The following is a 23922-nucleotide window of genomic DNA, read 5'->3' as shown; positions in this document are numbered from 1 at the left end:
CCGTCGGCACAGTGTTACCCGGCGGCGAGGGGAGTCGCGCCCAGGCTCGCATGATGCTGCCTCATTTGGGCCGCGAACTCCCGCCCCTCCGCAGTCAGTTCATCGGATTCAAGCAGGATCAGGAGGGCTTCACCCACCTGATCGTGGATGTCGTCGAACTGCTGCCCGGCACCCGACCGCCAGGCCCTCGGGACCCCGTCGGCGGTGACCGCGCGCCGCCACAGATCGGCCAGGGCCAGATGCGCGTAGGCGCCGTGCAGCACGCCCGCGATGGGCCGCGGGTCCGGCCGCCAGCCGACCCGGTGGACGGCGTCCCGCCCGGAGCCGTACAGCGGCACGATCTCGTGGAGCGTGGCCAGTTTGCTGTGGTGCAGCTCGTGCACGAGGGTTTCGGCCATGCCCTGCCCCTCGGCGGGCAGCGAGGTCAGTACGGCCCCGGGCGCGGCGCTCAGGGTGGCGCCGAGGTGCCGGGGGCCGTGCCCGACCAGCGGGACGACCACCCGGACCGCGCCGGCGACCTCGGCCGCCCGGCCCGGGTCGGTGCGCAGCAGCACCTCACGGGCGGCGCGCCAGCGGTCGGACCAGGCGGCGTGGTCGGTGTCGGCGTGCTCGGCGGCGGTGCCGACGGACGGGCCGCCCGCGTCGGCCGGCACCCGGTACGGATCGAGGTCGTCGAGCCGGGCGGTGCCGCCCGGCAGCCGGTGCACCGCGCTCCAGCCGGGGCCGTGACCGGCGAGGACGCCGCGGTGCCGGTCCATGAGGGCCAGTCCGGCGGGCAGCGCCGCCCGGCCGCCGTCCGGGTGGAACCGTGCGGTCCGGCCGTCCGCCCCGACCCGGACCCGCCCGGCGGCCACCCGCAGGCGTCCCACGCCGGGCAGCGAGAGGAGGCCGTCCGGAGTCGCGACGGTCAGATCGAGCGGACTGCCGCAGCGCAGCGCCGCGGTGAGCGCGAGCGCGTCGAAACGGGCGAGCAGCCGGTCCAGACCCGGCCCGGCAGGCTCAGCGAGCGCGGCGGCCAGCCAGACCCCGGTCGACGGGTAGTCGAGGACGCCCCGGACCACGGCGGGGTGCTGCCGCTCGACCCGTTCGAGCAGCCCCCAGGAGCGCTCGAACCCGGCGAGCACGCCGGGTTCGACGGCCTCCCGATGCCGCTGCACCCGGACCAGGAGCGCCTTGAGGAGCAGCAGCCGCCGGGTGTGCAGGGCGGAGCCGAGGAGGGTGAGCCCGGCCGGGTCGGGGCTGGTCCGGGCCAGTCGCGCGAAGGCGGCCGGGGACAGGGGCACGGTCTTCACTCGCGCCTCCCTCCCCGTTGCTGCGGGCCCTCCGCTCCCCACGGGCATCTGGCCGGAAACGACCGGTCGGTCGGGCCGGTCCGGCCGGTCCGCCGAAGGTCAGCGGGCTCTGTCCTCCATCCAGGAGTCGGCCAGGTCGTGCGTCTGCCAGAGCACCTGCTCGACGGCGGCCGACAGGTCGGGATCGTCCATGAAGCGCAAGGTCCGCAGGTCGACGCCGGTGAGATCCGGCATGCGCCGCGGCCGCCCGTCGGTCCTGTCGACGCCGGCCACCCACTCCATGTGCTGCAACACCCTCGGCTCCTCCTCACCGACCCTTGTCCCCCACGGTCGTAGCGGCGGACCGGTTCTTCCCGACCGGCCGAACCCAGAAACCCGTTCGACTCAACTGCGCCCATGCACGCCCCCGTTATCAAGCCGTCCCGATTCCGTCGCGGCGGTGCCGGGGCCGGGTCTTCCGATCAGGCCGGATCGCACGGCCTACGTGTCCCCACCGCGCCAGGCCCACCACGGCGGGGCGATGCGCTTCCGCTCCGCCCGGGTGAGCCTGCCCGGCAGCGGGGCCGGCACGGCCGTGACCTCGGCGAGCAGCGTCCGGGTCCGCTCCACGTCCGCCCAGTCCACCGGCACGAGGGCGCCGTCGAGGCGCCGCCACTGCTCCGCCGCGGCGCGCAGGGCGGTCGCGGCGGCGGCCAGGCGGTCCATCAGGAGGAGGACCGCGCCCTGGCCGTGCAGGGCGCGGGCCAGGGTCACCGTGCCGGGGTGCGTGCCGTGGGCGGTGCGGGTGTCCTCGGCTGCTTGCTGGTAGGCGGCGAGGGCGTCGGTGAGACGCCCGTCGCGGGCGGCCTCGCTCAGCTGGAGGCGGACCCAGGCGAGTTGGAGCCACACCTCGGCGCGGGCGGCCTGGTCATGGGTGGTGCGGACGGCCTGGTCGAGGAGGTGGCGGCTCTCGAAGAGGTCGGGCAGGAAGCCCGCGCGGTCGAAGCGCAGCGCGAGGACGCTGCCGATGAGGACGATGGCCCGGGAGCGGACGCCGGCGGTGGCGGGCAGGCAGGTGAGGGCCTCGCGCAGGACGGACTCGGCGCGGTCGACGGGCGCCGTCCCGGTGTCGGCGGCGGCCCGGCGCAGCAGGGACTCGCCCCAGGTGAGGAGGAGCCGGCCGCGCTGTTCGCCCTCGGCGGGGGTGAGCAGGGTGGCGCTCTCGTACGCCTCGTCGGCGGCCGGGCCGTCGCCGGTGGTCTCGTACAGCCTGGCCCGCGCGGTGGTCCAGCGCAGCCGCAGCGCGAGCGAGTCGCCGAGCAGCGGTTCGGCGCGGTCGAGGGCGTCGGCGACGCTCGCGGGCGGGGCGGCGGCGAGGTGGAGGGCGTCGGCCAGGTCGAGCAGCACCGGGCCGGTGGTCCGCAGGGCGAGTGCGGCGGTGAACTCGGCGGCGGCCTCGGCGCCTTCGGCACGGGCGAGGCGCAGCCGGCCGCGCCGCACCCGCAGGGCGTGCCGGTGGCTCTCGGGCCAGTCGGCCGGGTCGCCGGCGAGCGCGGCGAGGGCCGCGTCGAGCGGTCCGGTCTCCTCGGTGTGCCGCCACAGCGCGTGCTGGACGGCGGCCTGTTCGAGCCGGGCCTCGGCCCACTCCGGGCCGCCGGGCGCGGCGAGCTCCCCGGCCCGTACGAGCTCGGCCAGGGCCCGGTCGAGCAGTTCCCGGCGCTGTCCCCGGTCCCGTACGGCCGCGGTGCCGGCCTGCGCGTACAGCACCTGACCGAGCACCAGACGGGCCCCGGCGAGCTCCTCGGGGCGGGCGGGCGGTCCGTCGGCGCCGAGCGCGGTCTCGGCGAGCTCGCGGGCGGAGGCGAGGAGCGAGGGGTCGGACTGGCCGCGCCACCGGTCGAGCAGCCGGCGGGCGGCGGCGAGCGGTTCGGGGGTGACGAGGTCGGGGTGGTAGAAGCGCAGCACGCGCGCGGGGATGCGGGCGAAGAGCTCGGAGGCGGCGCCCGCCTGCGGTTCGTCGTCCTCCACGGGCACGGTGGCGGCGCCTGCGGCGGCCGGTTCCTCGTCGGTGCCGTGCCCGGCGAGCCGGGCCGCGGCGAGGGCCGGGAAGTTGCGCATGCCCTGCCCGAAGTGCCGCTCGACGAACTCCGAGCAGTGCTTCAGGACCAGCGCGGCGGCGCCCCGGTCGAGCGAGCCGAGGAGATGGTCCTGGACGGCCGGCGGATAGCTGTAGCAGGGGTACGGGGTGGGGCCGGGCAGCCGCCGTAACAGCCCGCTGAGCAGCACCTCGGCGAGCTCCATGGGGCCGGTGTCGGGGAGCATGGCGCGCTGCACCAGCTGCATCACGGGCAGCGCGAGCGGGGCGGCGGCGAGGTGCACGGCGAGCCGGACCGCCCCGGGCGAGGCGCCGGCCCGGAAGGCGCGCAGGAGTTCGTCGTCGCCGCGCCGGGAGGCGGCCGGGGCGGTCGGGCGGGTGGCGGGGACGGTCGCGAATCGCTCACCGGTCACGACGGACGCCGGGAGGCCGATGCGGGCTGCCCAGCCGGGTACCGCTCCCCCGCCGTGCCCGGTCAGCAGCCGCGCCCAGGAGGCGAAGGCCTCGGGGGTCGGGGTGAGCACGGGCACGGCGCGCAGGTCGGCGGCGACGGGCTCCCAGTCCGGCTCGTCGGGCTCGAAGCGGACGTGTCCGCCGGGTCCGGCGGGCCGTTCCAGGGTGCCGGGTTCGACGGTCAGCGCGGTGCGCGGCCACAGCCGGGGCGGCAGCGGCTGGACGAGGGCGAGCGGGGAGTGCCGGGGCCACTGGTGGATGAGCTTCTGGGCGGCGCCGCGCTGCCAGAGCGGGCCGACGCAGTCGGAGACGACGAGGGTGAGGCGGCGCCCGGTGGGGTCGTGGAGCTGGTCGCCGGGCCGGAGCCGGGGCCGGCCGTCGCGATCGGTGGTGGTGGTGACGAGCGGCGGGCCCTCGCCGGTGTCGTGCAGGCGGTGCACCCGGACGTCGCGGAAGGCGCCGGACTGCTGGCAGGCCTGGCGCAGTTCCTCGACCATCCGGGTCCACACGACCATGGCCGGGCCGGTGTCCATGAGCAGCTGGATGTCGGGGCGCTGGCCGGCGGCGGGGCGCAGCACGGGGGTGAGGATGCCGGAGGCGGCGCTGCGCTCGGCGGTGGCCTCCTCGTCGAGGCGGCGGCTGCCGGGGCGGGCGGGCAGCAGGGCGGCGTAGTGGCGCAGCGGCCGGAGCGCCTTCTGCAGGCCGAGGAGGCCGGGCAGGGCGTTGGCGCCGGGTGCGCGGACGGGCAGCGCGGCGCCGCCGCCGCGCGCGGGGACGGCGCGTCCGCCGGGGCCGTCGCCGGGTCCGCCGCCGTCCTTCGGCATCAGCAGGTCGACGGTCTCGGCGGCCCGGCCCGGGGCCGCCTTCGCGGCCTCGGGTGCCTCCGGGTCCGGTGGGGTGTCGGTGGCGGGTGTGCCGGAGCCGCCGTCGGCGCCGGCTCCGGTGGCCGGATCCCGGTGGTCCTCGTCGGTGCCGGGCGCGGCCGGCGGGCCCGGCGGCGGGTCCCCGGCCCGGCCCGCCGGATCGGCGCGCGGCAGCCACTGGGCCAGCCAGACGGCGTCCGCGATCTCCTCGGCCGTCGGGTCCTGCCCGCCGGCCCGGAGTCTGCGGGTGAGCTCTTCCAGATGCATCCGGTGCATCCGGCCATCACCTCGGCTGATCGAGCGGCTGCATGAGCATGTCCGCGATGCGGTCCCGGGTCACCCGCTCGGCGCGGGGGGCGTGCTGGGTCAGATAGAGGGCGTTGAGCAGCTGGTCGGTGGCGATGACCTCGCCCGGCTCCCGGTGCAGGAAGCGGGCGACGAGCCCGGGTTCGGCGGCGGCGGCGTCGGCCCCGAGGTGGGCCTCGATCATGGCGTTGAGCTGCTCCTCGCCGGGCGCCTCCAGCTCCAGGCGAATGCAGCGGCGCAACAGGGCGGCGGGGAAGTCCCGTTCGCCGTTGGAGGTGAGCACGATGAACGGGAAGGTGGTGCAGCGGACCCGTCCGCCGTACACGGGCACCTTGCGTCCGTCGTCGGTGAGCACCTTCACGACCGGTTCGCGGTCGGCGAGCCGCTCCAGCTCGGGGATCGCGAACTCGCCCTCCTCCAGGGCGTTCAGGAGGTCGTTGGGCAGGTCGAGGTCGCTCTTGTCGAGCTCGTCGATGAGCAGCACACGGGGCAGTTCGGAGGGCAGCAGCGCGGTGCCGAGCGGTCCGAGCCGCAGATACGAGCCGATGCCTGCCGCGCTCGCGGCACCGCCCTCCCCGGCCCCGTCCCGGGCGGCTGCGTCCCCGGTGCCGTCCCCCGCTCCGTCCGCGGTACGGGACTCGGCGCGGGCGCGCTCCAGCTGCACGTCCTGGAGGCGGCCGATCGCGTCGTAACGGTAGAGGCCGTCCTGGAGCGTCGAGCGGCTGACGATCGGCCACCGCAGCACCCGCCCGAGGCCCAGCTCGTGGGCGACGGCGTGCGCGAGGGTGGACTTGCCGGTGCCGGGGTTGCCGGTGACGAGCAGCGGACGGCGCAGATAGAGCGCGGCGTTGACGGCGTCGGTCTCGGCGGGCCGGGGGTGGTGGTTCTGCACCAGCCGACGGCGCACGCCGAGCCGCCGGTCGGAGCCGGCCAGGGTGTCGTCGGCGCCGCCCGCGGAGAAGTCCCGCCACGGCGGCGGCGCGGGCAGTCGCCGTATCTCGTCATGCGGATGGCCGGCCCCACGGTAGATCCGCCAATCGTTCACGCCTGACCCCTCCTGGCTGTGATGCCTGCGCCGACCCCCGTCGACCGTACCGCTCGGACCTCTGCTCCGTCTCCGGCCAATCCAGCCCCGTCGAGCGTGAGTTGACCCGAACGGCCGAAGCCGGTCCGCACCCGCCGGCACGCGCCGGGCGGCTCCCCCGTCGAAACTGCCCCGTCGCGGCCGGGTTGAGTCCGCGCGCCGCCGAACGGCCTCGCACGGGCTCCCACTCGGACAACCGTCCGGACCCCCGCCAGGACTCCCGCCCGACCCCTGACCGGTCCCCCATTCCGCCCCGTACGGGTCACCGCTCGTCCTCGCCGAGCAGCGACGGGCCCTCCAGCGGGGCCTCGAACGGCGGGCGGTCGGGCGGGTCGTAGAGCACCGCAAGGCCCTCGGCCCAGGCGTGCTCGGCCCGCTCCCGGGGGTCCGCCTCGGTGTCGCCCACGCGCCGGCGCAGGGTGCGCACGGGACGGTGCAGTCCGTCGGCCGCGCCGGCGCCCGCGAGCAGCACCCCTGCGCCCTTGTGGAACTCGGGGCAGTCGCCGTGCTCGCGGGCCGAGTGCCGCCACAGCGCGACGGGGTGCCCGGCGGCGAGCGCGGCGTCCAGGGCGCGCCGCCCGTCGCCCGTACCGACCGCGCCGCAGAAGACCGGCACGCTGCCGTCGGGGGCCGCGTCCAGGCGCTCGTACGACGCGGTCCGGCTCTCCTTGCGCAGCTGCGCGGCGTGCGCCTCGGCGCCCGCGGCGAGCACCTCGGCGCGCAGCGGCACCGCCCGCAGCGGGCCGCCCTCGCTGCCCCGCCAGCGCCGGTGCCACTCCGGGGAGGGCCGGCGGCGGCCGCGGTGGCGGTCGCGGAGGACGACGGTGCGCCGCTGGCCGAGGGGCAGGGAGCGCTCGCCGAAGGGTTCGTCCTCGGGCGCGAGCCGCCAGGTGTCGAAGGGCAGGTCGAACAGCTCGCGCGGCACCACGAATTCGACCGCGGCGAGGTGGTCGCCGCTGTCCCCGTGGCCCAGGGCCTCGTCGAGCGGGCCGCGCAGGCTGTCCTGGAGCTGGTCCCGGAGCAGTCCCTCGTCGTGGCCGGCCAGCGGGGTCATGGTGCGGCCGTCGAAGAGCAGCATCACGCGCCAGGTGTAGCGCGGGGCTCCGGTGGCCCAGGGCACGGAGTCGATCTCGATCCGCACGTCGGCTCGCGGTCCGGCCGCCCTGGCGGGGGTGACGGGGTCCGCCGGCGCGGGGTCGAGCAGGGCGGCGATCTCCTCGCGCACGGCGGCGTGGGCGTCGCCGGACTCGTCGGTGATCCAGTCGACCAGGCTCCCGAGCCCGAGGGCGGTCGGGGTGCCGGGGCCCGCCTCGGCGCCGTAGCGCTCGGTGAGGTGGCGGACGACGTGCGCCGCGTAGAGGAGCACGGCGTCGAGTCCGAGGTCGGTGCTGCCGCGCCCGTCCTCCCGCTCGCCCTTGTGCAGTTCGTGGAGCAGGCCCACGCCGTCGCGCCAGGTGCGGGCGTCGGTCTCCAGGACGGCCTGGTAGTCGGGGTGGAGGACCCGGCGCTTGACCGCGTCGACGAGGGCCATCACCTCGCCGGGGCCGGTGGGCGAGGGGAGTTCGGCGAACCGTCCGTACAGCTGGGTGCGCCGGGCGGGGCTGACCCCGCGGGCCGCGGCCGGCCACAGCGCCATCTGGCCGTCGGTCCAGGTGCGTCCGGAGCGGAGCGAACGGTGGCGGGCGAGGTGGTGCCGGTCGTGGGCGCGCAGCACCTCGTGGAGCACCTGGCCGCCGGGCACGTCGTGGAGCTCGCGCAGCGAGGTGAGCGGCACGGCGGCCCCCTCGTCCTGGCCGCGGCCCTTGTTGACGCCGATGACGGCGCCCCGGGTGAGGTCGACGACCGGGCCGCCGGAGCAGCCCTCGACGGGGACGCCCCACTTGAGGAGCAGGGCGCCCGCCTCGAAGCCGTACGCCGTGCCGAGCACGTCCCGGACGCCGACCTCGCCGGTCTGCCGGGCCCAGCCGTGCAGGCTGACCTGGGTGGGGGTGGTGGGCGGGCGCTCGCTGAGCCGGACGCAGGCGGCGTCCTCGGCGCCCTCGACCCGGACGAGCGCGAGGTCGGGGAACTCCCAGAAGCCGGGCTCCTCGTCAGGCGTGGCGGGGCGCGGCTTGGCGAGCACCAGCCGGCCGGTGGTCCGGCCGCCCTCCCAGGTGATGCCGACGGCGGGTTCCTCTCTCCACACCGCGCTACCCCCCTTGGCCACGACGTGGGCACAGGTCAGCACCCAGCCGGGGGCGATGAAGAATCCCGTGCCCCAGAACGGGTCGCCGTGCGGGTCATACCCGTCGCCGGGAGCGGCGATGCGCACGAGCGCGGGGCGCACGAGCGCGTCGAAGGCGCTCATACGGCGCCAGGGCCGTTCTCCGGGGAGGCGGCGGGCGGGGGCAGCGGCAGGGTGGGCGCGGCGGGCGGGGCCGGGGGCATGGGCGGCACGGAGGCGGGTACGAGCCCGGGCGCGGCGGCCTCCTCCGCGCGCGTGGCGCCGTCCTCGGCCGGACGGCCAGGTTCCGTCCAGGTCAGGGAGACGTTGATCGAGGCCTTGCCGCCGCCGTCGGCGAGCACGCCGATCACCTTGCCCGCCTGCGCGGAGAGCTCGATCCCGAAGCTGACGGCGACCTCGACCGAGCCCTCCGGGTCGAGTCCGGCGCGCAGCGAGCCGACCACCCCGCGCACCACGTCCGTGAGGCCGCCGGCCATGGAGACCACCCGGTCCCCGATCCGGTCCCCGATCCCGGTGTCCTGGAACGCGCCGCCGGGGACGCCCCGGCGCAGCTCCTCCGCCCCGCTGACCCGGGCCCACACGGGCGTGCCGTCGTCCAGCCGAATCCGGGCGATTCCATCCGTCACAGCGGCCCCCGCTCCCCGAAACGATGATGAAAGAGGCTAGTCCGTGGTGCTCAAGAGGAACAGGGGACGCGGTCGGCTCCGCTGACCACGGCCTATTCTGATCGCATGTACTTCACCGACCGTGGCATCGAGGAACTGGAGAAGCGGCGCGGCGAGGAGGAGGTCACCTTCGAGTGGCTCGCCGAGCAGCTGCGCACGTTCGTCGATCTGAATCCCGACTTCGAGGTGCCGGTCGAGCGCCTCGCGACCTGGCTGGCGCGGCTCGACGACGAGGACGACGACGAGTAGGCGCCGGTCGCGCGATCAGGGGGCGGCTTCCGGCAGGTGGCCGTAGAGGCGGGCGTAGAGGCGGTCGTAGGCGAGGCCGGCGGCCCCGTGGACGACGAGCAGCGCACCGGCCGTCGCCCAGCCGCCGCTGCGGCGGCCGATCCCCCAGGCGAGCAGCGGAAGCCCGGCCGCGAGCTGGGCGGCGGCGAGGACGCGGGCGCGGGGACCGCGCAGGTACGGGCCGATGCGGGTGTCCTCGACGGCGTCGAGTTCGGCGCGTACGGCGTCCCGCCAGCCGGACCATTCGAGGAGTTCGGCGCCCTGGGCGCGGGCCGCCGAGCGCAGCCGGTCGGCGCTGTCGCCGGGCGTGAGGCCGGCGGGCAGGGCGAGTCCGGTGCGGGCGAGGACGGCGACGAGACCGACGAGCCGGGCGTGGGCGTCGGCGTCCGGGTCGGGCCGGGTGAGCGGTTCCAGGGCCTGGACGTCGAGCACGGGGTCGAGCGCGAGCCGGGCGGCGAAGGTCCGCATGGCCTCGTCCTCGCCGACCGGGGTGCCGTCGGCGAGCCAGGTGTAGCCGACGGTACGGCGGAAGCCGGCGGCCAGCGTGAGTCCGGCGCGGTCCGCGTCCCACCAGAGGGCGAGAACCGGCCAGATGGCGGCGCCGACGGCAAGAGCGGTGGCCCAGCCGGTGACGACGCGTTCGACGGGTTCGCCGTCGTCGAGCCAGGGTTTCCCCTCCGGGACCAGCACGCTCCAGTCGGGTCCCGCGGGTGCGAGCAGGAGCTGCTCGCGGAGCAGCTGGGCCGGCGGGCGGACCGCCGGGGGCTCGGCGCGGCAGAGCAGCAGCGCTCCTGCGGAGCGGGATCCCGATGTCGCAATCATGCCCCCAACGTAGGGCAATTGTCCGCTTCAAGGAGTGAATGCCCCGGATTACGCACGCCCCCATCCCTGTCAGGGTCGGGCTCGACTCCGTCCGGGGCGAGTCAGGGTTGACTTGACCGCACCGCGATATATCGTGTCTATCGGAAGACGCGATATGTTGCGTCGCAGTCGACATCGTGACCGTGACACGGGAGGGCAGCACCATGACAGAGTGGTCCGTCACCGAGCCTCGCAAGATCCCGCTGACCGACCCCGTCCGGCGGCTCCAGGTCCGTGTGGTCAACGGAGCGGTGAACGTGGTGGGGACCGACGAGAGTTCCGCGCGGGTGGAGGTCTCGGAGATCGAGGGCCCGCCGCTGATCGTCTCGCAGCAGGGCTCCACGCTGGTCGTGAGCTATGAGGACCTGCACTGGAAGGGCATCCTCAAGTGGCTCGACCCCAAGGGCCACCGGCGCCGGGTCGTGGTCTCCGTGGCCGTGCCGGCCGGCACCGACGTCGAGGTCGGCGCGATCGGCGCCGAGACGGTGATCTCCGGCGTCAGGGGACGCACGGCGGTGCGTGGCGTCACCGGCGACACCACGCTCGTCGGCCTCGCCGGCCCGGTGCGCGCCGAGACGGTCTCCGGGAACCTGGAGGCGCAGTCGGTCACCGGCGCGCTGCAGATCAACTCGGTGACGGGCGACGTCACCGTGATCGACGGCGCCGGCTCGGCGGTGAAGGCCGAGACGGTCAGCGGGGACATGGTCATCGACCTCGACCCGGCGGCCGGCCAGGACGGGCCGCCCGCCGACATCCGGCTGACCAGCGTCTCCGGCGAGGTCGCGATCCGGCTGCCGCACCCGGCGGACGCGCGGGTCGAGGCCAGCACCACCAGCGGTTCCGTGTCGAGCGCCTTCGAGGACCTGCGGATCGGCGGCTCCTGGGGCACCCGTTCCATCTCCGGCACGCTGGGCGCCGGCCAGGGCACCCTGAAGGCGACCACCGTCTCCGGCTCCATCGCCCTGCTGCGCCGCCCCGAGCCGGAGCACGGGCCGGACGGCGACGGCGACGGCTCGGCCGCCGCCTCCCCCGCGTCCGGAAAGGTCCTCTGACATGGCGCCCGTCTTCGCCCACGGCCGGCTCCGGCTCTATCTCCTCAAGCTGCTCGACGAGGCCCCCCGCCACGGGTACGAGGTGATCAGGCTCCTGGAGGAGCGCTTCCAGGGCCTGTACACGCCCTCGGCGGGCACGGTCTACCCGCGGCTCGCCAAGCTGGAGGCGGAGGGTCTGATCACCCACGCCACCGAGGGCGGCCGCAAGGTCTATTCGATCACCGACGCAGGCCGGGCCGAGCTGGCCGGACGCGGCGGCGAACTGGCCGACCTGGAGGAGGAGATCCGCGAGTCCGTCTCCGAACTGGCCGCCGAGATCCGCGACGACGTGCGGGGCGCCGCCGGAAAGCTGCGCAGCGAGATGCGGGCGGCGGCGACCGCCTCCCGTACGGCCGGCGCCTCGGCCTCCTTCGACGCCCGGGAGGAGCTGCGCAAGGCGAAGCAGGAGCTGAAGGAGCAGGCCCGCCAGGCACGGGCGGAGGCGCAGTCGGCCAAGCGGCAGGCGAAGGAGTACCAGCGGATCGCGCAGCAGCTCCAGGACCAGTTCCAGGACCGGCTGAAGGGCGGCGACTGGCCGAAGGGCGTCTGGGAGGGCATCTCGGACATCACCGCCCAGCTGGGCAACCTGGTGACGAGCACGACCCACGGCCCGGCCGCCGGCCGGCCGAGCTCACCCGAACAGGCCGTCTCCGACTGGGCGAAGGACATCGACGGCGCCGCCGAGCCGGCCCGTGAGCTGGACCGGCTGCTCGACCGCTTCCGCGACGACGTCCGCGACGCCGCCCGCGACCACGGCGTGAGCCGCGACCAGCTGGCCGAGGCCCGCCGCCATCTGGCGACGGCGGCGGACGGCATCCTGTCCCTGCTCGGCCCGGACCGCCGCAGGCCGTAGGGCGGGGCCGGGCCGGGAAACCCGCAGGCCGTAGCCGCCGGGTCGGGTCCGGGCCCCGGGCGAGCCCGGGCCCGCCCAGGGCGACGCCCTTCCCGCCTCCCGGCCCCGTCAGCCGCGGTCGGTGGCGGCCACCGTGACCGTCACCCGGGTGCCCGGGGTGGCGAGGACCAGGGCCTTGCCCTGGGCGGGGCGGAGCACGATCGCCCTCCCCCGGGTCGCGACCTGCCACGCGCCCGGGGGCAGGGAGAGTTCGGTGACGCGGGAGCCGCGGGGGCCGGCGGCGTCGTACTCCAGGCGGTAGACGCCGGCCGCGGCGTCGTAGGAGGAGGCGCGGACGGTGCCGGCGACGGCCTCGGCGTAGGGCTCGGCGGTGAGCTCCTTGTTCGTACGGAAGGTGCCGTCGCCGTTCACCGCGCAGTAGCCGCCGCCGTAGCACCAGACGTAGCCCGCCCAGCCGGAGCTGTAGCGGCCGAGCGAGACCATGGCCTCGCGGTAGAAGCGGTTCATGTTCGGGAGGGAGTTGTTGAGCGGGCCCCATTCGCCCACGACCACCGGGACCTTGTACTCCTTGGGGTACTGGGTCACCGCCTGCTCGTAGCTCTCGATCCAGCCGGCGGCCGGGTCGTAGTCCGCGCCCGCCTCCATGCCGGTGTTGTAGAAGTGCGGGGCGTACACGACCTTGGGGTCGTCGATCCGGCCGAGGCCGGTGGGCACGCCCTCGCCGACGATCGGGGTCGGCTCGACGAAGACCCAGGCGTCGCGGTCGGCCGAACGGATCGCGTCCGCCAGGCGGTTGTACATCGGGGTGAGCTGCTCGCGCTCGATGCGGCGGGCCGCGGTGGGCAGGTCCTCGCCCTCCCGGAGTTCGCCCATGGGCTCGTTGACGGGGTCGTAGCCGATGACGGCCGGGTGGCCGGCGAAGCGTTCGGCGAGGACGCGCCACATCCGGGCCTGGGCGCGCCGCAGGTCGGCGTCCTCGTAGAGGTGGGTGAAGGCGCGCTGCACGGCGGGCTGGAAGTACTCGGAGAACCAGTCGTCGGGGTTGCGCTCGAAGGGCAGTCCGTCGGTCCGGGTGGCCCACTCGGGGATGCCGCGGTGCCCGAAGGCGGGGCCGAAGACGTCCTGGTGGGCATCGATGAGGACCTTGACGTCGTACTTCTCGGCCCAGTCCAGGATGCGTTCGATCCTGCGGAGGTAGTCCTGGCTGTACTGGCCGGGGCGGGGCTCCAGGTCGTCCCAGAAGACCAGCAGGCGGGCGAAGTTGAAGCCCTTGGCGCGCATGTCGCGGAAGTGCTTCTCGGTGATGGCGGAGAGGGCCTGCTCGCCGCGGTGGGCCTTGTCCTCGACGTTCCAGCCGCGCAGGGTGAGGGCGCGCCCCTTGGCGTCGGTGAGGACGGGGATCGCCCCACCGGTGCCGTCTTGGGCGGCGGCGGTCGGGACGGCGGCGGTCGGGGCGGCGGTGGGAGCGAGGAGCGCGGCGGCGAGGGCGCCCGCCACGAGGGTGGTACGCAACAAGGGGGACCTCCGGCAGGCGATGTGAGCGTTGTTCACCTTTTCGCGATGCCGGAGATCCCATCAGGACAAGCGTCCTGGTTCAAGAGGTCGGTCCGGAGGTCTTCAGAAGGTCTTCAGTCCGTCTTCAGGACGATCTTTCCGAAGAGCTCGCCGGACGCCATCTTCTCGAAGCCCTCGCGCGCCCGGTCGAGCGGCAGCACCTCGTCGATCACCGGGCGGACGCCGGTGGCCGCGCAGAAGGACAGCAGGTCCTCCAGCTCGTCCTTGGAACCCATGGTGGAGCCGACCACCTTGAGCTCCAGGAAGAAGATCCGGGTGAGTTCGGCGTGCGCGGGGCGGTCGCCGCTGGTGGCGCCGGAGATGACCAGGGTGCCGCCGGGGCGCAGCGACTTGACGGAGTGGGACCAGGTGGCGGCGCCGACCGTCTCGATGACCGCGTCGACGCGCTTCGGCAGCCGCGCGCCCGGCTCGTAGGCCTCGACGGCGCCGAGCTCGACGGCCCGCTTCCGCTTGGCCTCGTCACGGCTGGTGGCGTAGACCCGCAGCCCGGCCGCCTTGCCGAGCGCGATCGCGGCGGTCGCGACACCGCCGCCCGCGCCCTGCACGAGCACCGAGTCGCCGGGCCGTACACCGGCGTTGGTGAACAGCATCCGGTACGCGGTGAGCCAGGCGGTCGGCAGACAGGCGGCCTCCTCGAAGGAGAGCTCCTTCGGCTTGGGCAGCACGTTCCAGCTGGGCACGGTGACCCGCTCGGCGAAGGTCCCCTGGTAGCGCTCGGTGAGGATGGAGCGCGGCTCGTCGGGGCCGACGCCGTGGCCGGTCTGGCCGATGACGGAGTGCAGCACGACCTCGTTGCCGTGCTCGTCGATGCCCGCGGCGTCGCAGCCGAGGATCATCGGCAGCTTCTCCTCGGGCAGTCCGACCCCGCGCAGCGACCACAGGTCGTGGTGGTTGAGCGAGGCGGCCTTCACGGTGACGGTGGTCCAACCGGGCCGCGCCTCGGGCTCGGGGCGCTCCCCCAGTTCGAGGCCGTTCAGCGGCTGGTCGCGGTCGATTCGGGCGGCATAGGCAGCGAACATGGCCCCGACCCTAGGCGCGCACCGGGTGATCGCGTAACCACACCCCGCTGTGACGCGCGTCCCTCATCCAGGCCCTGCCCGCCCCCACGGCACGTACACGAATGCCCCGCCCACGCGAAAGCCCCGCCCGGTTCGGCCGAACCCGGGCGAGGCTTCCTCTCGACTTGCGCGGCGCACGAGGCGCGGGGCGCGATACGCGCTGCGCGTCAGCGGCGGGCGACGCCCTCCGCGCGGGCCGCGGCGGCGACCGCGGAGGCGACGGCCGGGGCCACGCGCTCGTCGAACGGCGACGGGATCACGCAGTCCGCGGACAGGTCGTCGCCGACCACGCCGGCGATGGCGTCGGCGGCGGCGATCTTCATGCCCTCGGTGATCCGGGAGGCCCGGACCTGGAGCGCGCCGGCGAAGATGCCGGGGAACGCGAGGACGTTGTTGATCTGGTTCGGGTAGTCCGAACGGCCGGTGGCCACGACCGCCGCGTACTTGTGCGCGACGTCGGGGTGCACCTCGGGGTTCGGGTTGGCCATGGCGAACACGAAGGCGTTCGGCGCCATGGCCGCGACGGCCGCCTCGGGGACCGTACCGCCGGAGACGCCGATGAAGACGTCCGCGCCGGCCAGGGCGGTCTCCAGGGAGCCGGAGAGGCCCGCCTTGTTGGTGAGCCCGGCGATCTCGCGCTTGACGTCCGTCAGGTCGGTCCGGTCACTGCTCACGATGCCCTTGCGGTCGGTCACGGCGACGTCGCCGATACCCGCCGACAGCAGGAACTTCGCGATGGCCACACCGGCCGCGCCCGCGCCGGAGATGACCGCGCGCAGGTCGCCCAGGGTGCGGTCGGTCAGCTTGGCCGCGTTGCGCAGGGCCGCGAGCGTCACGATCGCGGTGCCGTGCTGGTCGTCGTGGAAGACCGGGATGTCCAGGCGCTCCTGGAGCTTGCGCTCGATCTCGAAGCACCGGGGCGCCGAGATGTCCTCCAGGTTCACGCCGCCGAAGGACGGGGCGAGCCGGACGACGGTCTCGACGATCTCGTCGGCGTCGGTGGTGGCGAGCGCGATCGGAACCGCGTCCACGCCGCCGAACTGCTTGAAGAGGATGGCCTTCCCCTCCATGACCGGGAGGGAGGCCTCCGGGCCGATGTCGCCGAGGCCGAGCACCGCCGTGCCGTCGGTCACGACCGCGACGACCTGGGACTTCCAGGTGTAGTCGTTGACCAGCTCGGGCTGCTCCGCGATTGCCGTGCACACCTTGGCGACGCCGGGCGTGTACGCGAGGGACAGGTCGTCCTTGTCGCGCAGCGGCACCGTGGCCGAAATGGCCATCTTGCCGCCGCGGTGCAGCGCGAACGCCGGGTCGAAGGGCTCCTCGGGAGCCCCTTCCGTACCGGTCTCGCTGCGAGGATTGACGATCTCCGCTGCCATTGGGTTGACCCCTTAAGTCTTCTTCATTTGAGGGTGGCCACTCCCGGTTGAGGAGGGGTGGGTGGGTCCCGCGGCCGCCTTGTCTGGCAGCCGCGCGGGCGCGCCGCACAACGCGCCCTGAGCCCCGGATGAGGGGTGTAAGGATCCTTCTTACCGGACAGACGGGTCCGGAGACGAGTCGATACCTCCTCGGTGACGCGACTCATACCGAGTGCTACCGGCCCTGAACGGAGCACGGATAGAGAATGACTCGTCACTCGATGTCCGATAGGTGCCCCGAGCACCCGAATAGCCGCCTTCGTGTCGTCCGAATGGCGAGATGAACAGGAGAATTTACGGTCCCTTGGGCACCTTCCCGCAGAAGGTTTCGCCTTGGGGGGACTGGCCGCCGCGATTCGGCCACGACCCGTTATCCGATTTTGACATCCGTGGCCGTCGGTTTGAGGCAGTCCGAATGGCAAGATGCCGTAATCACACGAGGTCGCGGCACTCGAAGGTGCGTGCGCGGCCTAAGGCAACTCCCTCACCTGCCGGAGGAACCCGACCATGACCGCACGCTCCACGCGCTCGACGACCGCCGCCAAGACCCGTACGTCCCGTCTTGCCGCGGTCGCCGCCATCGCGGTCGCCGGCTCGATGCTGATGACCGCCTGTGGCGACCAGACCAATGACAGCGGCGCCACCAAGCCGGGCGGTTCCTCCGCACCGGCCGCCGACAAGGCCCCCCTCTTCTCGAAGCTCCCGGCCGACATCCAGAAGGCCGGCATCATCAAGGTCGGCACGGACGCCTCGTACGCGCCGATGGAGTTCACCGAGGGCGGCAAGATCGTGGGTGTCGACCCCGACATCGCCGAGGCCCTGAGCAAGCAGCTCGGTGTGAAGTTCGAGTTCACCTCGGGCACCTTCGACGGCCTGATCACCTCGATCTACACCGGCCGCCAGGACCTGATCATGTCGTCCATGACGGACAACAAGAAGCGTCAGGAGGGCCTGGACGACAACGGGAAGAAGATCGGCAAGGGCATCGACTTCGTCGACTACTTCAGCTCCGGCGTCTCCCTGCTGGTCAAGAAGGGCAACCCGCAGGGCATCAACTCCCTCGACGACCTGTGCGGCAAGACCGTCGCCGTGCAGCGCGGCACGATCTACGAGGACACCTTCAAGGCCCAGGCGACCAAGTGCGGCGCCAACAAGCTGACGATCCAGGCCTTCGACACCGACGCCGAGGCGCAGACCCGCGTCAAGGCCGGCGGCGCCGTGGCCGACCTGAACGACTACCCGGTCGCCGCGTACATCGCGAAGACCTCGGGCGGCGGCAACGACTTCGAGGTCGTCGGCAGCCAGAGCGACGTCGGCCTCTTCGGCATCGGCGTGTCCAAGGACAAGACGCAGCTGCGCGACGCCGTCAAGGACGCGCTCGACGCGATCATCAAGGACGGGTCCTACGCCGAGGCCCTGAAGAAGTGGAACGTCGAGGGCAGCGCCGTGCAGTCGGCCACCGTCAACGCCGGCAAGTGACCTCCTCGTTCCACTGAAGGGCAGTCGTCGTGACTGACAAGATCTCCAAGGAGCCGTCGGACGCGCGTCCGGCCGGCTCCGGCCCCTCGGGCGTCCCGTACGAGGCGATCAAGGCGATCCCGGTGCGCCACTACGGGCGCTGGGTCAGCGCCGTCGTGGTGGTCGCGCTCCTCGGATGGCTCATCTACGCGTTCTCCCAGGGCAACATCATCTGGGACACCGTGTGGGACAAGGTGTTCGACCCGTCCGTCCTCGACGGTCTCGGCAACACCGTGATCATCAGCGTCGCCTCCATGGCGCTGGGCCTCGTGCTCGGCATCCTGTTCGCGGTGATGCGCCTGTCGAAGAACCCGGTCACCGGCGCGGTCGCGTGGCTGTACATCTGGTTCTTCCGGGGCACCCCGGTGTACGTGCAGCTGCTGGTGTGGTTCAACCTGTCGCTGATCTTCCAGTACATCAACCTCGGGCCGATCTACAAGAACGAGACCGTGGACGTCATGACGCCGTTCATGGTCGCCCTGCTCGGCCTCGGCCTCAACGAGGGCGCCTACATGGCGGAGATCGTCCGGGCCGGCATCCAGTCGGTCGACGAGGGCCAGACCGAGGCGGCGCACGCGCTCGGCATGTCGCAGACGAAGACCATGTGGCGGGTCGTGCTGCCGCAGGCCATGCGCGTGATCGTGCCGCCGACGGGCAACGAGTTCATCAACATGCTGAAGACCTCGTCGCTGGTCTCGGCCGTGCAGTACACCGAGCTCCTGCGGGCCTCCTCGAACATCGGAAACACGGCCGGCGCCGTGATGGAGATGCTCTTCGTGGCCTCGATCTGGTACCTCGCGCTGACCAGCGTGTTCAGCGTCGGCCAGTACTACCTGGAGCGTCGTTTCGCCCGCGGTTCGACCCGTAACCTGCCGCCCACCCCGTGGCAGCGGGTCAAGAAGAACCTGGCCACGTTCAAGCGTTCCCCGGAGATGTCGGCATGACCGAGCCCATGGTAAAAGCCGAAGGCGTCCACAAGTCCTACGGAGCCGCGCACATCCTCCGCGGCATCGACCTGGAGGTGCAGAACGGCGAGGTCTTCTGCCTCGTCGGCCCCTCCGGCTCCGGGAAGTCCACCTTCCTGCGCTGCATCAACCACCTGGAGCGCATCGACGGCGGCCGGCTCTCGGTCGACGGCGAGCTGGTGGGCTACCGGCAGAAGGGCGACAAGCTCTACGAGCTGAAGGACAGCGAGGTCGCGGTCCAGCGCCGTGACATCGGCATGGTCTTCCAGCGCTTCAACCTGTTCCCGCACATGACGGCCCTGGCCAATGTCATGGAGGCGCCGATCCAGGTGAAGGGCGAGTCCAAGGCGGTGGCGCGCGAGCGCGCCGAGCGGCTGCTCGACCGGGTCGGCCTGCGGGACAAGATGGGCAACTACCCGTCGCAGCTCTCCGGCGGCCAGCAGCAGCGCGTCGCCATCGCCCGTGCGCTGGCGATGGAGCCGAAGCTGATGCTCTTCGACGAGCCGACCTCGGCGCTCGACCCGGAGCTCGTGGGTGACGTCCTCGACGTCATGCGCGACCTGGCCGAGTCGGGCATGACGATGATCGTCGTCACGCACGAGATGGGCTTCGCCAGGGAGGTCGGCGACTCGCTGGTCTTCATGGACGGCGGCGTGGTGGTCGAGTCGGGCAACCCGAGGGACGTCCTGACGAACCCGCAGCACGACCGGACGAAGGCGTTCCTGTCGAAGGTGCTGTAAGGCGCTGCCCGGCGCTTCGGGCGTACGGGAAGGGGCGGTACGGGCGCGAGCCCGTACCGCCCCTTCCGGCGTCCCCCTGGCCCTACTTCACGGCGAGGAGCAGGGTGTCGGAGGGCGAGGCCCAGACGGTGCGGGCCTCGCCGAAGCCGGCGGCGCGGAGGGCGTCGGCGTGCCAGCGGGGCGCGGGCATGTCGCCGTCGGCGTGCTCGCCGTAGATCTCGAAGCGGCGGGCGGTGGGCTCGGCGAGCACCGGGTCCTTGGCGGCGAGCGCCCACCAGTCGGCCCAGTCGAGCACCCCGGCGGCCTTCTCGCGGTCCATCCGGGCGTGCCGCTGGGCGCGCTCGGCGGCGTTGATGCGGGGCGTGGAGGTGTCGATCATGTGGTCGGCGTTCATCAGGACGCCGCCGTCGCGGACGAGCCCGGCGAGCTGCCCGTAGAGCGCGGCCAGGGGCTCGCTGTGCAGCCAATGAAGGGCCGTGGCGGTGAGGACGGCGTCGTACGTGTCGTACGGCAGCGCCTCGGTCCAGGCGGGGTCCTTGAGGTCGGCGGCCACGAGGCTGACGCGGGCGTCGCCGGCGAAGGTGCCCTCGGCGATGGCGAGGAGCGCGGGGTCGAGGTCGACGCCGGTGCTGGTGGCGCCCGGGAACCGCCGGAGCAGCCGGCTCGTGATACTCCCCGTACCGCAGGCGAGGTCGAGCACGCGGGGCTCCGGTCCCACGAGCGCCTCGACCATGTCGAGCATCACGCGGAAGCGTTCCTCGCGGTCGGGCATGTACCACTCCTGCTGACGGTCCCAGCTGCGCTGCCAGGCCGCCGCCCAGTCGGTCCGGGTCCCGGTTCCGGTCGTGTGAGCGTCCGTGGCGTCCTTGGTGTCCGTCATGTCTCAGCCTCCACCCTCTTCGTAATACCCTCGAAGGGAACGCGTCGCTTACCCTTCCCCGCCCCGACCCTAGACCGCCGGAGTAAGGACTACAAGTGGAACTGGCCTATTACTCGGACTACGCCGTACGCCTGGTCAACACCGAGGAGCCGGCCCGCAACAAGGACTCCCTCACCTCGGTCGAGGCGGTCCGGGACCTCTTCGGCGCCGCGTCCCAGATGGCCCGGCGGGCCACCGACGCCGACGTGACGCGCTTCCGCTCGGTACGCGCCCGGCTGCGCGCCGTCTTCACGGCCGCCGACGAGGGCGACCACACCGGAGCCGTGGACCTGCTGAACTCGCTCCTCCTGGAGTTCCCGGTCAGCCCGCAGATCTCCGGCCACGACTACCTCGACGAGGAGGGCCGGCCGCGGTGGCACATGCACCTCGCCGATCACCCGTCGAACGCGACCGCGGGGTACGCCGCCATCGCCGCGATGGGCCTGGCCTTCCACCTCACCGAGTTCGGCGCCGACCGCCTCGGCCTCTGCCAGGCGGCGCCGTGCCGCAACGCCTACCTGGACACCTCTACCAACCGCTCCCGCCGCTACTGCTCGGACCGCTGCGCGACCCGCGCCAACGTGGCCGCCTACCGCGCCCGCAAGCGTCAGGAGGCCCTCGACGCCGAGCGCACGGGCCTGACGGCGGAGAAGAGCCAGGAGAGCGCCACACCGGCCGACCGCTGACGCCCGGGGGTGACCGGCCGGTACCGCGCCCGCACCCGCCCGAGCACCAGCGGCTCCGGTACGACCCCGAATACCCGGCTGTCCCCCTCGGCGTCCGGATTGTCCCCGAGCACCCACCAGCCGCCGCCGCGCCGCTCGATCAGCCGCTTCACGATGAGCAGATCCTGCTGGAGCGGGTGGCGCAGCACGGCCACGTTCCCGGGCCGCAGCCGCGCCCCGTAATGCACGAACAGCTGATCGCCGTGGAGCAGCGTGGGCACCATCGACACCCCCGTCACCTCGGCGATCCCGAACGGGGCCCCGGGCTCCCGCCCCGCCGTACGCCCCGATTCCACCATCCGGCACCTCCCGGTCCGATCGTCCACGAGTCCCATGGTGACCCTGGACTTTTGTCCTAAGCACCAGGGGGCGCTCGCGAAAACGCGCTTCTCACCGAGTAATGTCCCACTTGAGAAGACGATCACGAGGAAGGACAGCAGAATGCTCTCCCGCCTGTTTGCCCCCAAGGTCAAGGTCAGCGCCCACTGCGACCTCCCCTGCGGCGTGTACGACCCGGCCCAGGCCCGCATCGAGGCCGAGTCCGTCAAGGCCGTCCAGGAGAAGTACCAGGCGAACGAGGACCCGCACTTCCGCGCGCGCGCCGTCGTCATCAAGGAGCAGCGCGCGGAGCTCGCCAAGCACCACGTCTCGGTCCTCTGGAGCGACTACTTCAAGGCCCCGCACTTCGAGAAGTACCCCGAGCTCAACCAGCTCGTGAACGACACCCTGAAGGCCCTGTCGGCGGCGAAGGCCTCGACGGACCCGAAGACGGGCGAGAAGGCGCTGGAGCTCATCGCCGAGATCGACCGCATCTTCTGGGAGACCAAGAAGGCCTGATCTCTGGTTAGGCGTTCTGACCTGCGGTTTCGCGGGCCATGTCGCCTACCTGTCCGCACCCGGTCCGCAAGCCGCCGAGCACGGCGTCCATGACGGCCCGGGTGCGGTCTTCTTCCCCGGGCCACAGGTGCGCGTAGATCCGCAGCGTGATGACGGCGGACGCGTGCCCGAGGACGAGCTGCACCTGCTTGACGCTCGCGCCGCCGCCGATGAGCGCGGAGGCGTAGAAGTGCCGCAGGTCGTGGGTGACCATGTGCGGCAGCTCGACGGGCTTACGGCCCTCACTCTTGGCCGCCTCGTTCTCCTCCGCCTGGAGCGCCCTGCGGGCGCAATTCCACTCGGTCTTCCAACGCCGGTAGTTGAGCGGCTCCCCCTCCTCCATCGTGAACAGCCACTCCTTGGAGGGGCGTGCGGCGAGATGCGCGAGGAGGGCGTCGGTGACAATCTCGCCGACCGGGACCGTACGCCGGGACTTGGCGGTCTTCGGCGGGCCGATCTTCCCCGACTGGAGCCGCTGCCGCTCGACGCGGATGGTGCCGGCCTTGAAGTCGACGTCCGACACCTTCAGGCCGAGCAGTTCACCGATGCGCAGCCCTGATCCGGCGAGGGTGACGATCGCCGCGCGGATGTACGACGGCATCACCCGCGCCATCGCCTCGACCTGCTCGACGGTGGGCGGGGTGACCTCCTCGTCCGGCATCGCCGGGAGGGTGATCCGGCGGCACGGGCTGGAGGCGATGACCTTGTCGTCCACGGCCGCCGTCATGACGCGCACGAGGACGTCGTAGACGTTCCGCACGCTGCCGGGGCCGAGCTGGTCGGACAGGTGCTTGAAGAGCACCTGTATGTCGTTGCGGCGTATCGCCGCCATGGAGCGGGCGCCCAGCGCCGGTACGAGGTGGAGCCGGAGCGCGTTGTCGGTGATGCGTTCACCCGCCTCGCTCGCGATGAGCGAGCCCTCCCACTTCTCGGCGTACTTCTCGAACGTGATCCGGCCGGCGCGCGGGTCGACGTACTGACCGGTGACCATGCTCGCCGTGACCTCGTCGAGCCACCGCTGGGCATCGAGCTTCCGCTCGAAGTGGCGGGCGTGCTCCTTGCCATCAAGGTCGCGGTAGCGGGCCCGCCATTTGCTGTTGGGGCGCTTCTGAATGTTGGCCAAGTGGCCTCTCCTTCGTGTCGGTTGTCAGTAGTGGCCCCCGTCCTCGATGTCGTTGCTGAGCGTGCGAGCGTCCCGCTCGTCGCCCATGAGGCGGAGGCACTGCTCGTGGATGGCCCGCGAGCTGTCGGGATGGGCCTTGATGTGGTCGGCGATGGCGACCACGGCACGATGCAGGCGGTCGCGCGCATCTCGGGCCTCGTAGAACGCTTCGACGGCCTCCTGGACGAGGCGCCGACTATCGATGTCGAGCCCCTCCAGGGGCGGGGACATCAGCTCTTCGAGAGGGAGCTCGAAGACGCGGGAGAAGGCGAGGGCCTCGTCGAGGTTGATGCGCCGCCGGGGGGTGCCGTTCTCGATGCGCCAGACCGCTGTCTGGTTCATCTTGATGCCGGCTCTGGTCACCCGCTCGGCCAGCTCGGTCGTGCTCCACCCCCTGACCTCGCGCTCCAGGGCCACGCGCGCGGCCACGTTCCCTTCGCTGTAGAGCACCGGCACCTCGCCGCCTTCGGGTCTGTCGCCTGCCATCGAACCTCCATCACGACCGTCGCTATCCAAATTGAAACATGAGCTTCCCGATTTGGCTAACCGCCGATCCCGGGGTACAACTTTATGCAGATCGAATCGCCACCTAACCGAATGGGAATGCATGCGATACCTGACCACCGCCGAGGTCGCCGAGCGCTACCGCACAGCCGAGAGCACCGTCCGCTACTGGCGCCAGATCAAGAAGGGGCCGCGCGGCATCAAGGTCGGCAAGCGGGTGCTCTACCCCGAGGCCGAGCTGCTGCGCTACGAGCGCACGCTGATCGACGGCCGGAACGAGTGGGGCCTGGCCTCATGAGCCACCGGAAGCCCCGGACACAGCAACGGCCCCCGGCGCGCCAACGCCGAGGGCCGGAGATTCCCCTGCACGTCGCCCATCCCTGAACGAACGAACTGGTGGGAGGCGGG

23 protein-coding genes are annotated in these 23922 nt (G+C 72.9%); 9 read left to right on the top strand and 14 right to left on the bottom strand.

Annotated elements, in window-relative coordinates:
* Positions 1–14: 14 nt before the first annotated feature.
* From JAO84_RS25005 to JAO84_RS24980, 6 genes are all read right to left on the bottom strand, one after another.
* Complete coding sequence (locus JAO84_RS25005; RefSeq protein WP_370414861.1) at positions 15–1292, bottom strand: HEXXH motif domain-containing protein; 1278 nt, start codon at positions 1290–1292, stop codon at positions 15–17.
* A gap of 99 nt (positions 1293–1391) precedes the next feature.
* On the bottom strand, positions 1392–1586 hold the full coding sequence (locus JAO84_RS25000) for a hypothetical protein (RefSeq protein WP_370414860.1): 195 nt from the start codon (positions 1584–1586) through the stop codon (positions 1392–1394).
* A gap of 186 nt (positions 1587–1772) precedes the next feature.
* Positions 1773–4958, bottom strand: a complete 3186-nt coding sequence (locus JAO84_RS24995; RefSeq protein WP_370414859.1) for an SAV_2336 N-terminal domain-related protein — start codon at positions 4956–4958, stop codon at positions 1773–1775.
* A gap of 7 nt (positions 4959–4965) precedes the next feature.
* On the bottom strand, positions 4966–6033 hold the full coding sequence (locus JAO84_RS24990; RefSeq protein ID WP_370414858.1) for an AAA family ATPase: 1068 nt from the start codon (positions 6031–6033) through the stop codon (positions 4966–4968).
* Positions 6034–6334: 301 nt separating this feature from the next.
* Positions 6335–8419 carry a trypsin-like peptidase domain-containing protein gene (locus JAO84_RS24985; protein ID WP_370414857.1) on the bottom strand — a complete coding sequence of 695 codons (2085 nt, stop codon included), beginning with the start codon at positions 8417–8419 and terminating at the stop codon, positions 6335–6337.
* Positions 8416–8922 (bottom strand): CU044_2847 family protein, encoded by a 507-nt coding sequence (locus tag JAO84_RS24980; protein ID WP_370414856.1) that lies wholly within the window; start codon positions 8920–8922, stop codon positions 8416–8418. The genes JAO84_RS24985 and JAO84_RS24980 overlap by 4 nt, the downstream gene beginning before the upstream one ends.
* 105 nt (positions 8923–9027) lie before the next feature.
* Between JAO84_RS24980 and JAO84_RS24975 the strand changes: the two genes are divergently transcribed.
* Positions 9028–9210, top strand: a complete 183-nt coding sequence (locus tag JAO84_RS24975) for a DUF6104 family protein (RefSeq protein WP_019075209.1) — start codon at positions 9028–9030, stop codon at positions 9208–9210.
* A gap of 15 nt (positions 9211–9225) precedes the next feature.
* Here JAO84_RS24975 and JAO84_RS24970 read toward each other — a convergent pair whose 3' ends face one another.
* Positions 9226–10071 (bottom strand): hypothetical protein, encoded by an 846-nt coding sequence (locus JAO84_RS24970; protein ID WP_370414855.1) that lies wholly within the window; start codon positions 10069–10071, stop codon positions 9226–9228.
* A 203-nt stretch (positions 10072–10274) separates the two neighbouring features.
* Here JAO84_RS24970 and JAO84_RS24965 point away from each other — a divergent pair, with 203 nt between their 5' ends.
* Positions 10275–11162: a DUF4097 domain-containing protein gene (locus tag JAO84_RS24965; RefSeq protein ID WP_370414854.1), complete on the top strand. Its 888-nt coding sequence runs from the start codon at positions 10275–10277 to the stop codon at positions 11160–11162.
* A 1-nt stretch (position 11163) separates the two neighbouring features.
* Positions 11164–12054 (top strand): helix-turn-helix transcriptional regulator, encoded by an 891-nt coding sequence (locus tag JAO84_RS24960; RefSeq protein ID WP_370414853.1) that lies wholly within the window; start codon positions 11164–11166, stop codon positions 12052–12054.
* Between the two features lie 108 nt (positions 12055–12162).
* Here the strand turns inward: JAO84_RS24960 and JAO84_RS24955 are convergent, their stop codons facing one another.
* The 3 genes from JAO84_RS24955 to JAO84_RS24945 all read right to left on the bottom strand — a co-directional run bounded on the left by JAO84_RS24955 (position 12163) and on the right by JAO84_RS24945 (position 16066).
* The gene (locus JAO84_RS24955) at positions 12163–13569 is read right to left on the bottom strand and encodes a cellulase family glycosylhydrolase (RefSeq protein ID WP_370414852.1); all 1407 of its coding nucleotides are present in this window, start codon (positions 13567–13569) and stop codon (positions 12163–12165) included.
* 113 nt (positions 13570–13682) lie between these two features.
* On the bottom strand, positions 13683–14648 hold the full coding sequence (locus tag JAO84_RS24950; RefSeq protein ID WP_370414851.1) for a zinc-binding dehydrogenase: 966 nt from the start codon (positions 14646–14648) through the stop codon (positions 13683–13685).
* A gap of 206 nt (positions 14649–14854) precedes the next feature.
* Positions 14855–16066, bottom strand: coding sequence for an NADP-dependent malic enzyme (locus JAO84_RS24945; protein WP_370414850.1), 1212 nt, complete (start codon positions 16064–16066; stop codon positions 14855–14857).
* Between the two features lie 546 nt (positions 16067–16612).
* Between JAO84_RS24945 and JAO84_RS24940 the strand changes: the two genes are divergently transcribed.
* The 3 genes from JAO84_RS24940 to JAO84_RS24930 are packed head-to-tail and all read left to right on the top strand — an operon-like array spanning position 16613 to position 19328.
* Positions 16613–17584, top strand: coding sequence for an ABC transporter substrate-binding protein (locus tag JAO84_RS24940; RefSeq protein WP_370414849.1), 972 nt, complete (start codon positions 16613–16615; stop codon positions 17582–17584).
* Between the two features lie 29 nt (positions 17585–17613).
* Positions 17614–18567, top strand: a complete 954-nt coding sequence (locus JAO84_RS24935) for an amino acid ABC transporter permease (protein WP_370414848.1) — start codon at positions 17614–17616, stop codon at positions 18565–18567.
* Positions 18564–19328, top strand: a complete 765-nt coding sequence (locus tag JAO84_RS24930; protein WP_370414847.1) for an amino acid ABC transporter ATP-binding protein — start codon at positions 18564–18566, stop codon at positions 19326–19328. Before JAO84_RS24935 ends, JAO84_RS24930 begins: the two co-directional genes overlap by 4 nt.
* 82 nt (positions 19329–19410) lie before the next feature.
* On the opposite strand, the gene JAO84_RS24925 is transcribed toward JAO84_RS24930, so the two are convergent.
* Positions 19411–20208: a trans-aconitate 2-methyltransferase gene (locus tag JAO84_RS24925; protein WP_370414846.1), complete on the bottom strand. Its 798-nt coding sequence runs from the start codon at positions 20206–20208 to the stop codon at positions 19411–19413.
* 95 nt (positions 20209–20303) lie between these two features.
* Here JAO84_RS24925 and JAO84_RS24920 point away from each other — a divergent pair, with 95 nt between their 5' ends.
* Positions 20304–20933: a CGNR zinc finger domain-containing protein gene (locus JAO84_RS24920; protein ID WP_265866547.1), complete on the top strand. Its 630-nt coding sequence runs from the start codon at positions 20304–20306 to the stop codon at positions 20931–20933.
* Here JAO84_RS24920 and sodX read toward each other — a convergent pair.
* Entirely contained in the window at positions 20855–21271 is a 417-nt protein-coding gene (gene sodX, locus JAO84_RS24915) for a nickel-type superoxide dismutase maturation protease (RefSeq protein ID WP_265866709.1), read from the bottom strand. The two genes, JAO84_RS24920 and sodX, sit on opposite strands and share 79 nt — an antisense overlap.
* Positions 21272–21413: 142 nt before the next feature.
* Between sodX and sodN the strand changes: the two genes are divergently transcribed.
* Positions 21414–21809: a superoxide dismutase, Ni gene (sodN, locus tag JAO84_RS24910; RefSeq protein ID WP_265866548.1), complete on the top strand. Its 396-nt coding sequence runs from the start codon at positions 21414–21416 to the stop codon at positions 21807–21809.
* 7 nt (positions 21810–21816) lie between these two features.
* Here the strand turns inward: sodN and JAO84_RS24905 are convergent, their stop codons facing one another.
* On the bottom strand, positions 21817–22971 hold the full coding sequence (locus tag JAO84_RS24905; RefSeq protein WP_370414845.1) for a tyrosine-type recombinase/integrase: 1155 nt from the start codon (positions 22969–22971) through the stop codon (positions 21817–21819).
* Between the two features lie 24 nt (positions 22972–22995).
* The gene (locus tag JAO84_RS24900; protein ID WP_370414844.1) at positions 22996–23496 is read right to left on the bottom strand and encodes a helix-turn-helix transcriptional regulator; all 501 of its coding nucleotides are present in this window, start codon (positions 23494–23496) and stop codon (positions 22996–22998) included.
* A 121-nt stretch (positions 23497–23617) separates the two neighbouring features.
* On the opposite strand from JAO84_RS24900, the gene JAO84_RS24895 reads away from it, so the two are divergent.
* Positions 23618–23812: a helix-turn-helix transcriptional regulator gene (locus JAO84_RS24895; protein ID WP_370414843.1), complete on the top strand. Its 195-nt coding sequence runs from the start codon at positions 23618–23620 to the stop codon at positions 23810–23812.
* Positions 23813–23922 lie beyond the last annotated feature (110 nt).

This window comes from Streptomyces fradiae, from assembly GCF_041270065.1.
In the GTDB taxonomy this organism is placed as follows: domain Bacteria; phylum Actinomycetota; class Actinomycetes; order Streptomycetales; family Streptomycetaceae; genus Streptomyces.
This window is presented reverse-complemented; position numbering and strand designations above follow the sequence as displayed.

Bases quoted from the DNA above. Each gene is read 5' to 3' on its own strand.
- JAO84_RS24940 (WP_370414849.1), top strand. From the start codon at position 16,613: ATGACCGCACGCTCCACGCGCTCGACGACCGCCGCCAAGACCCGTACG.
- JAO84_RS24895 (WP_370414843.1), top strand. From the start codon at position 23,618: ATGCGATACCTGACCACCGCCGAGGTCGCCGAGCGCTACCGCACAGCC.
- JAO84_RS24995 (WP_370414859.1), bottom strand. From the start codon at position 4,958: ATGCACCGGATGCATCTGGAAGAGCTCACCCGCAGACTCCGGGCCGGC.
- JAO84_RS24945 (WP_370414850.1), bottom strand. From the start codon at position 16,066: ATGGCAGCGGAGATCGTCAATCCTCGCAGCGAGACCGGTACGGAAGGG.
- JAO84_RS24950 (WP_370414851.1), bottom strand. From the start codon at position 14,648: ATGTTCGCTGCCTATGCCGCCCGAATCGACCGCGACCAGCCGCTGAAC.
- JAO84_RS24925 (WP_370414846.1), bottom strand. From the start codon at position 20,208: ATGACGGACACCAAGGACGCCACGGACGCTCACACGACCGGAACCGGG.
- sodX (WP_265866709.1), bottom strand. From the start codon at position 21,271: ATGGTGGAATCGGGGCGTACGGCGGGGCGGGAGCCCGGGGCCCCGTTC.
- sodN (WP_265866548.1), top strand. From the start codon at position 21,414: ATGCTCTCCCGCCTGTTTGCCCCCAAGGTCAAGGTCAGCGCCCACTGC.
- JAO84_RS24900 (WP_370414844.1), bottom strand. From the start codon at position 23,496: ATGGCAGGCGACAGACCCGAAGGCGGCGAGGTGCCGGTGCTCTACAGC.
- JAO84_RS24960 (WP_370414853.1), top strand. From the start codon at position 11,164: ATGGCGCCCGTCTTCGCCCACGGCCGGCTCCGGCTCTATCTCCTCAAG.
- JAO84_RS24975 (WP_019075209.1), top strand. From the start codon at position 9,028: ATGTACTTCACCGACCGTGGCATCGAGGAACTGGAGAAGCGGCGCGGC.
- JAO84_RS24965 (WP_370414854.1), top strand. From the start codon at position 10,275: ATGACAGAGTGGTCCGTCACCGAGCCTCGCAAGATCCCGCTGACCGAC.
- JAO84_RS24985 (WP_370414857.1), bottom strand. From the start codon at position 8,419: ATGAGCGCCTTCGACGCGCTCGTGCGCCCCGCGCTCGTGCGCATCGCC.
- JAO84_RS24970 (WP_370414855.1), bottom strand. From the start codon at position 10,071: ATGATTGCGACATCGGGATCCCGCTCCGCAGGAGCGCTGCTGCTCTGC.
- JAO84_RS24930 (WP_370414847.1), top strand. From the start codon at position 18,564: ATGACCGAGCCCATGGTAAAAGCCGAAGGCGTCCACAAGTCCTACGGA.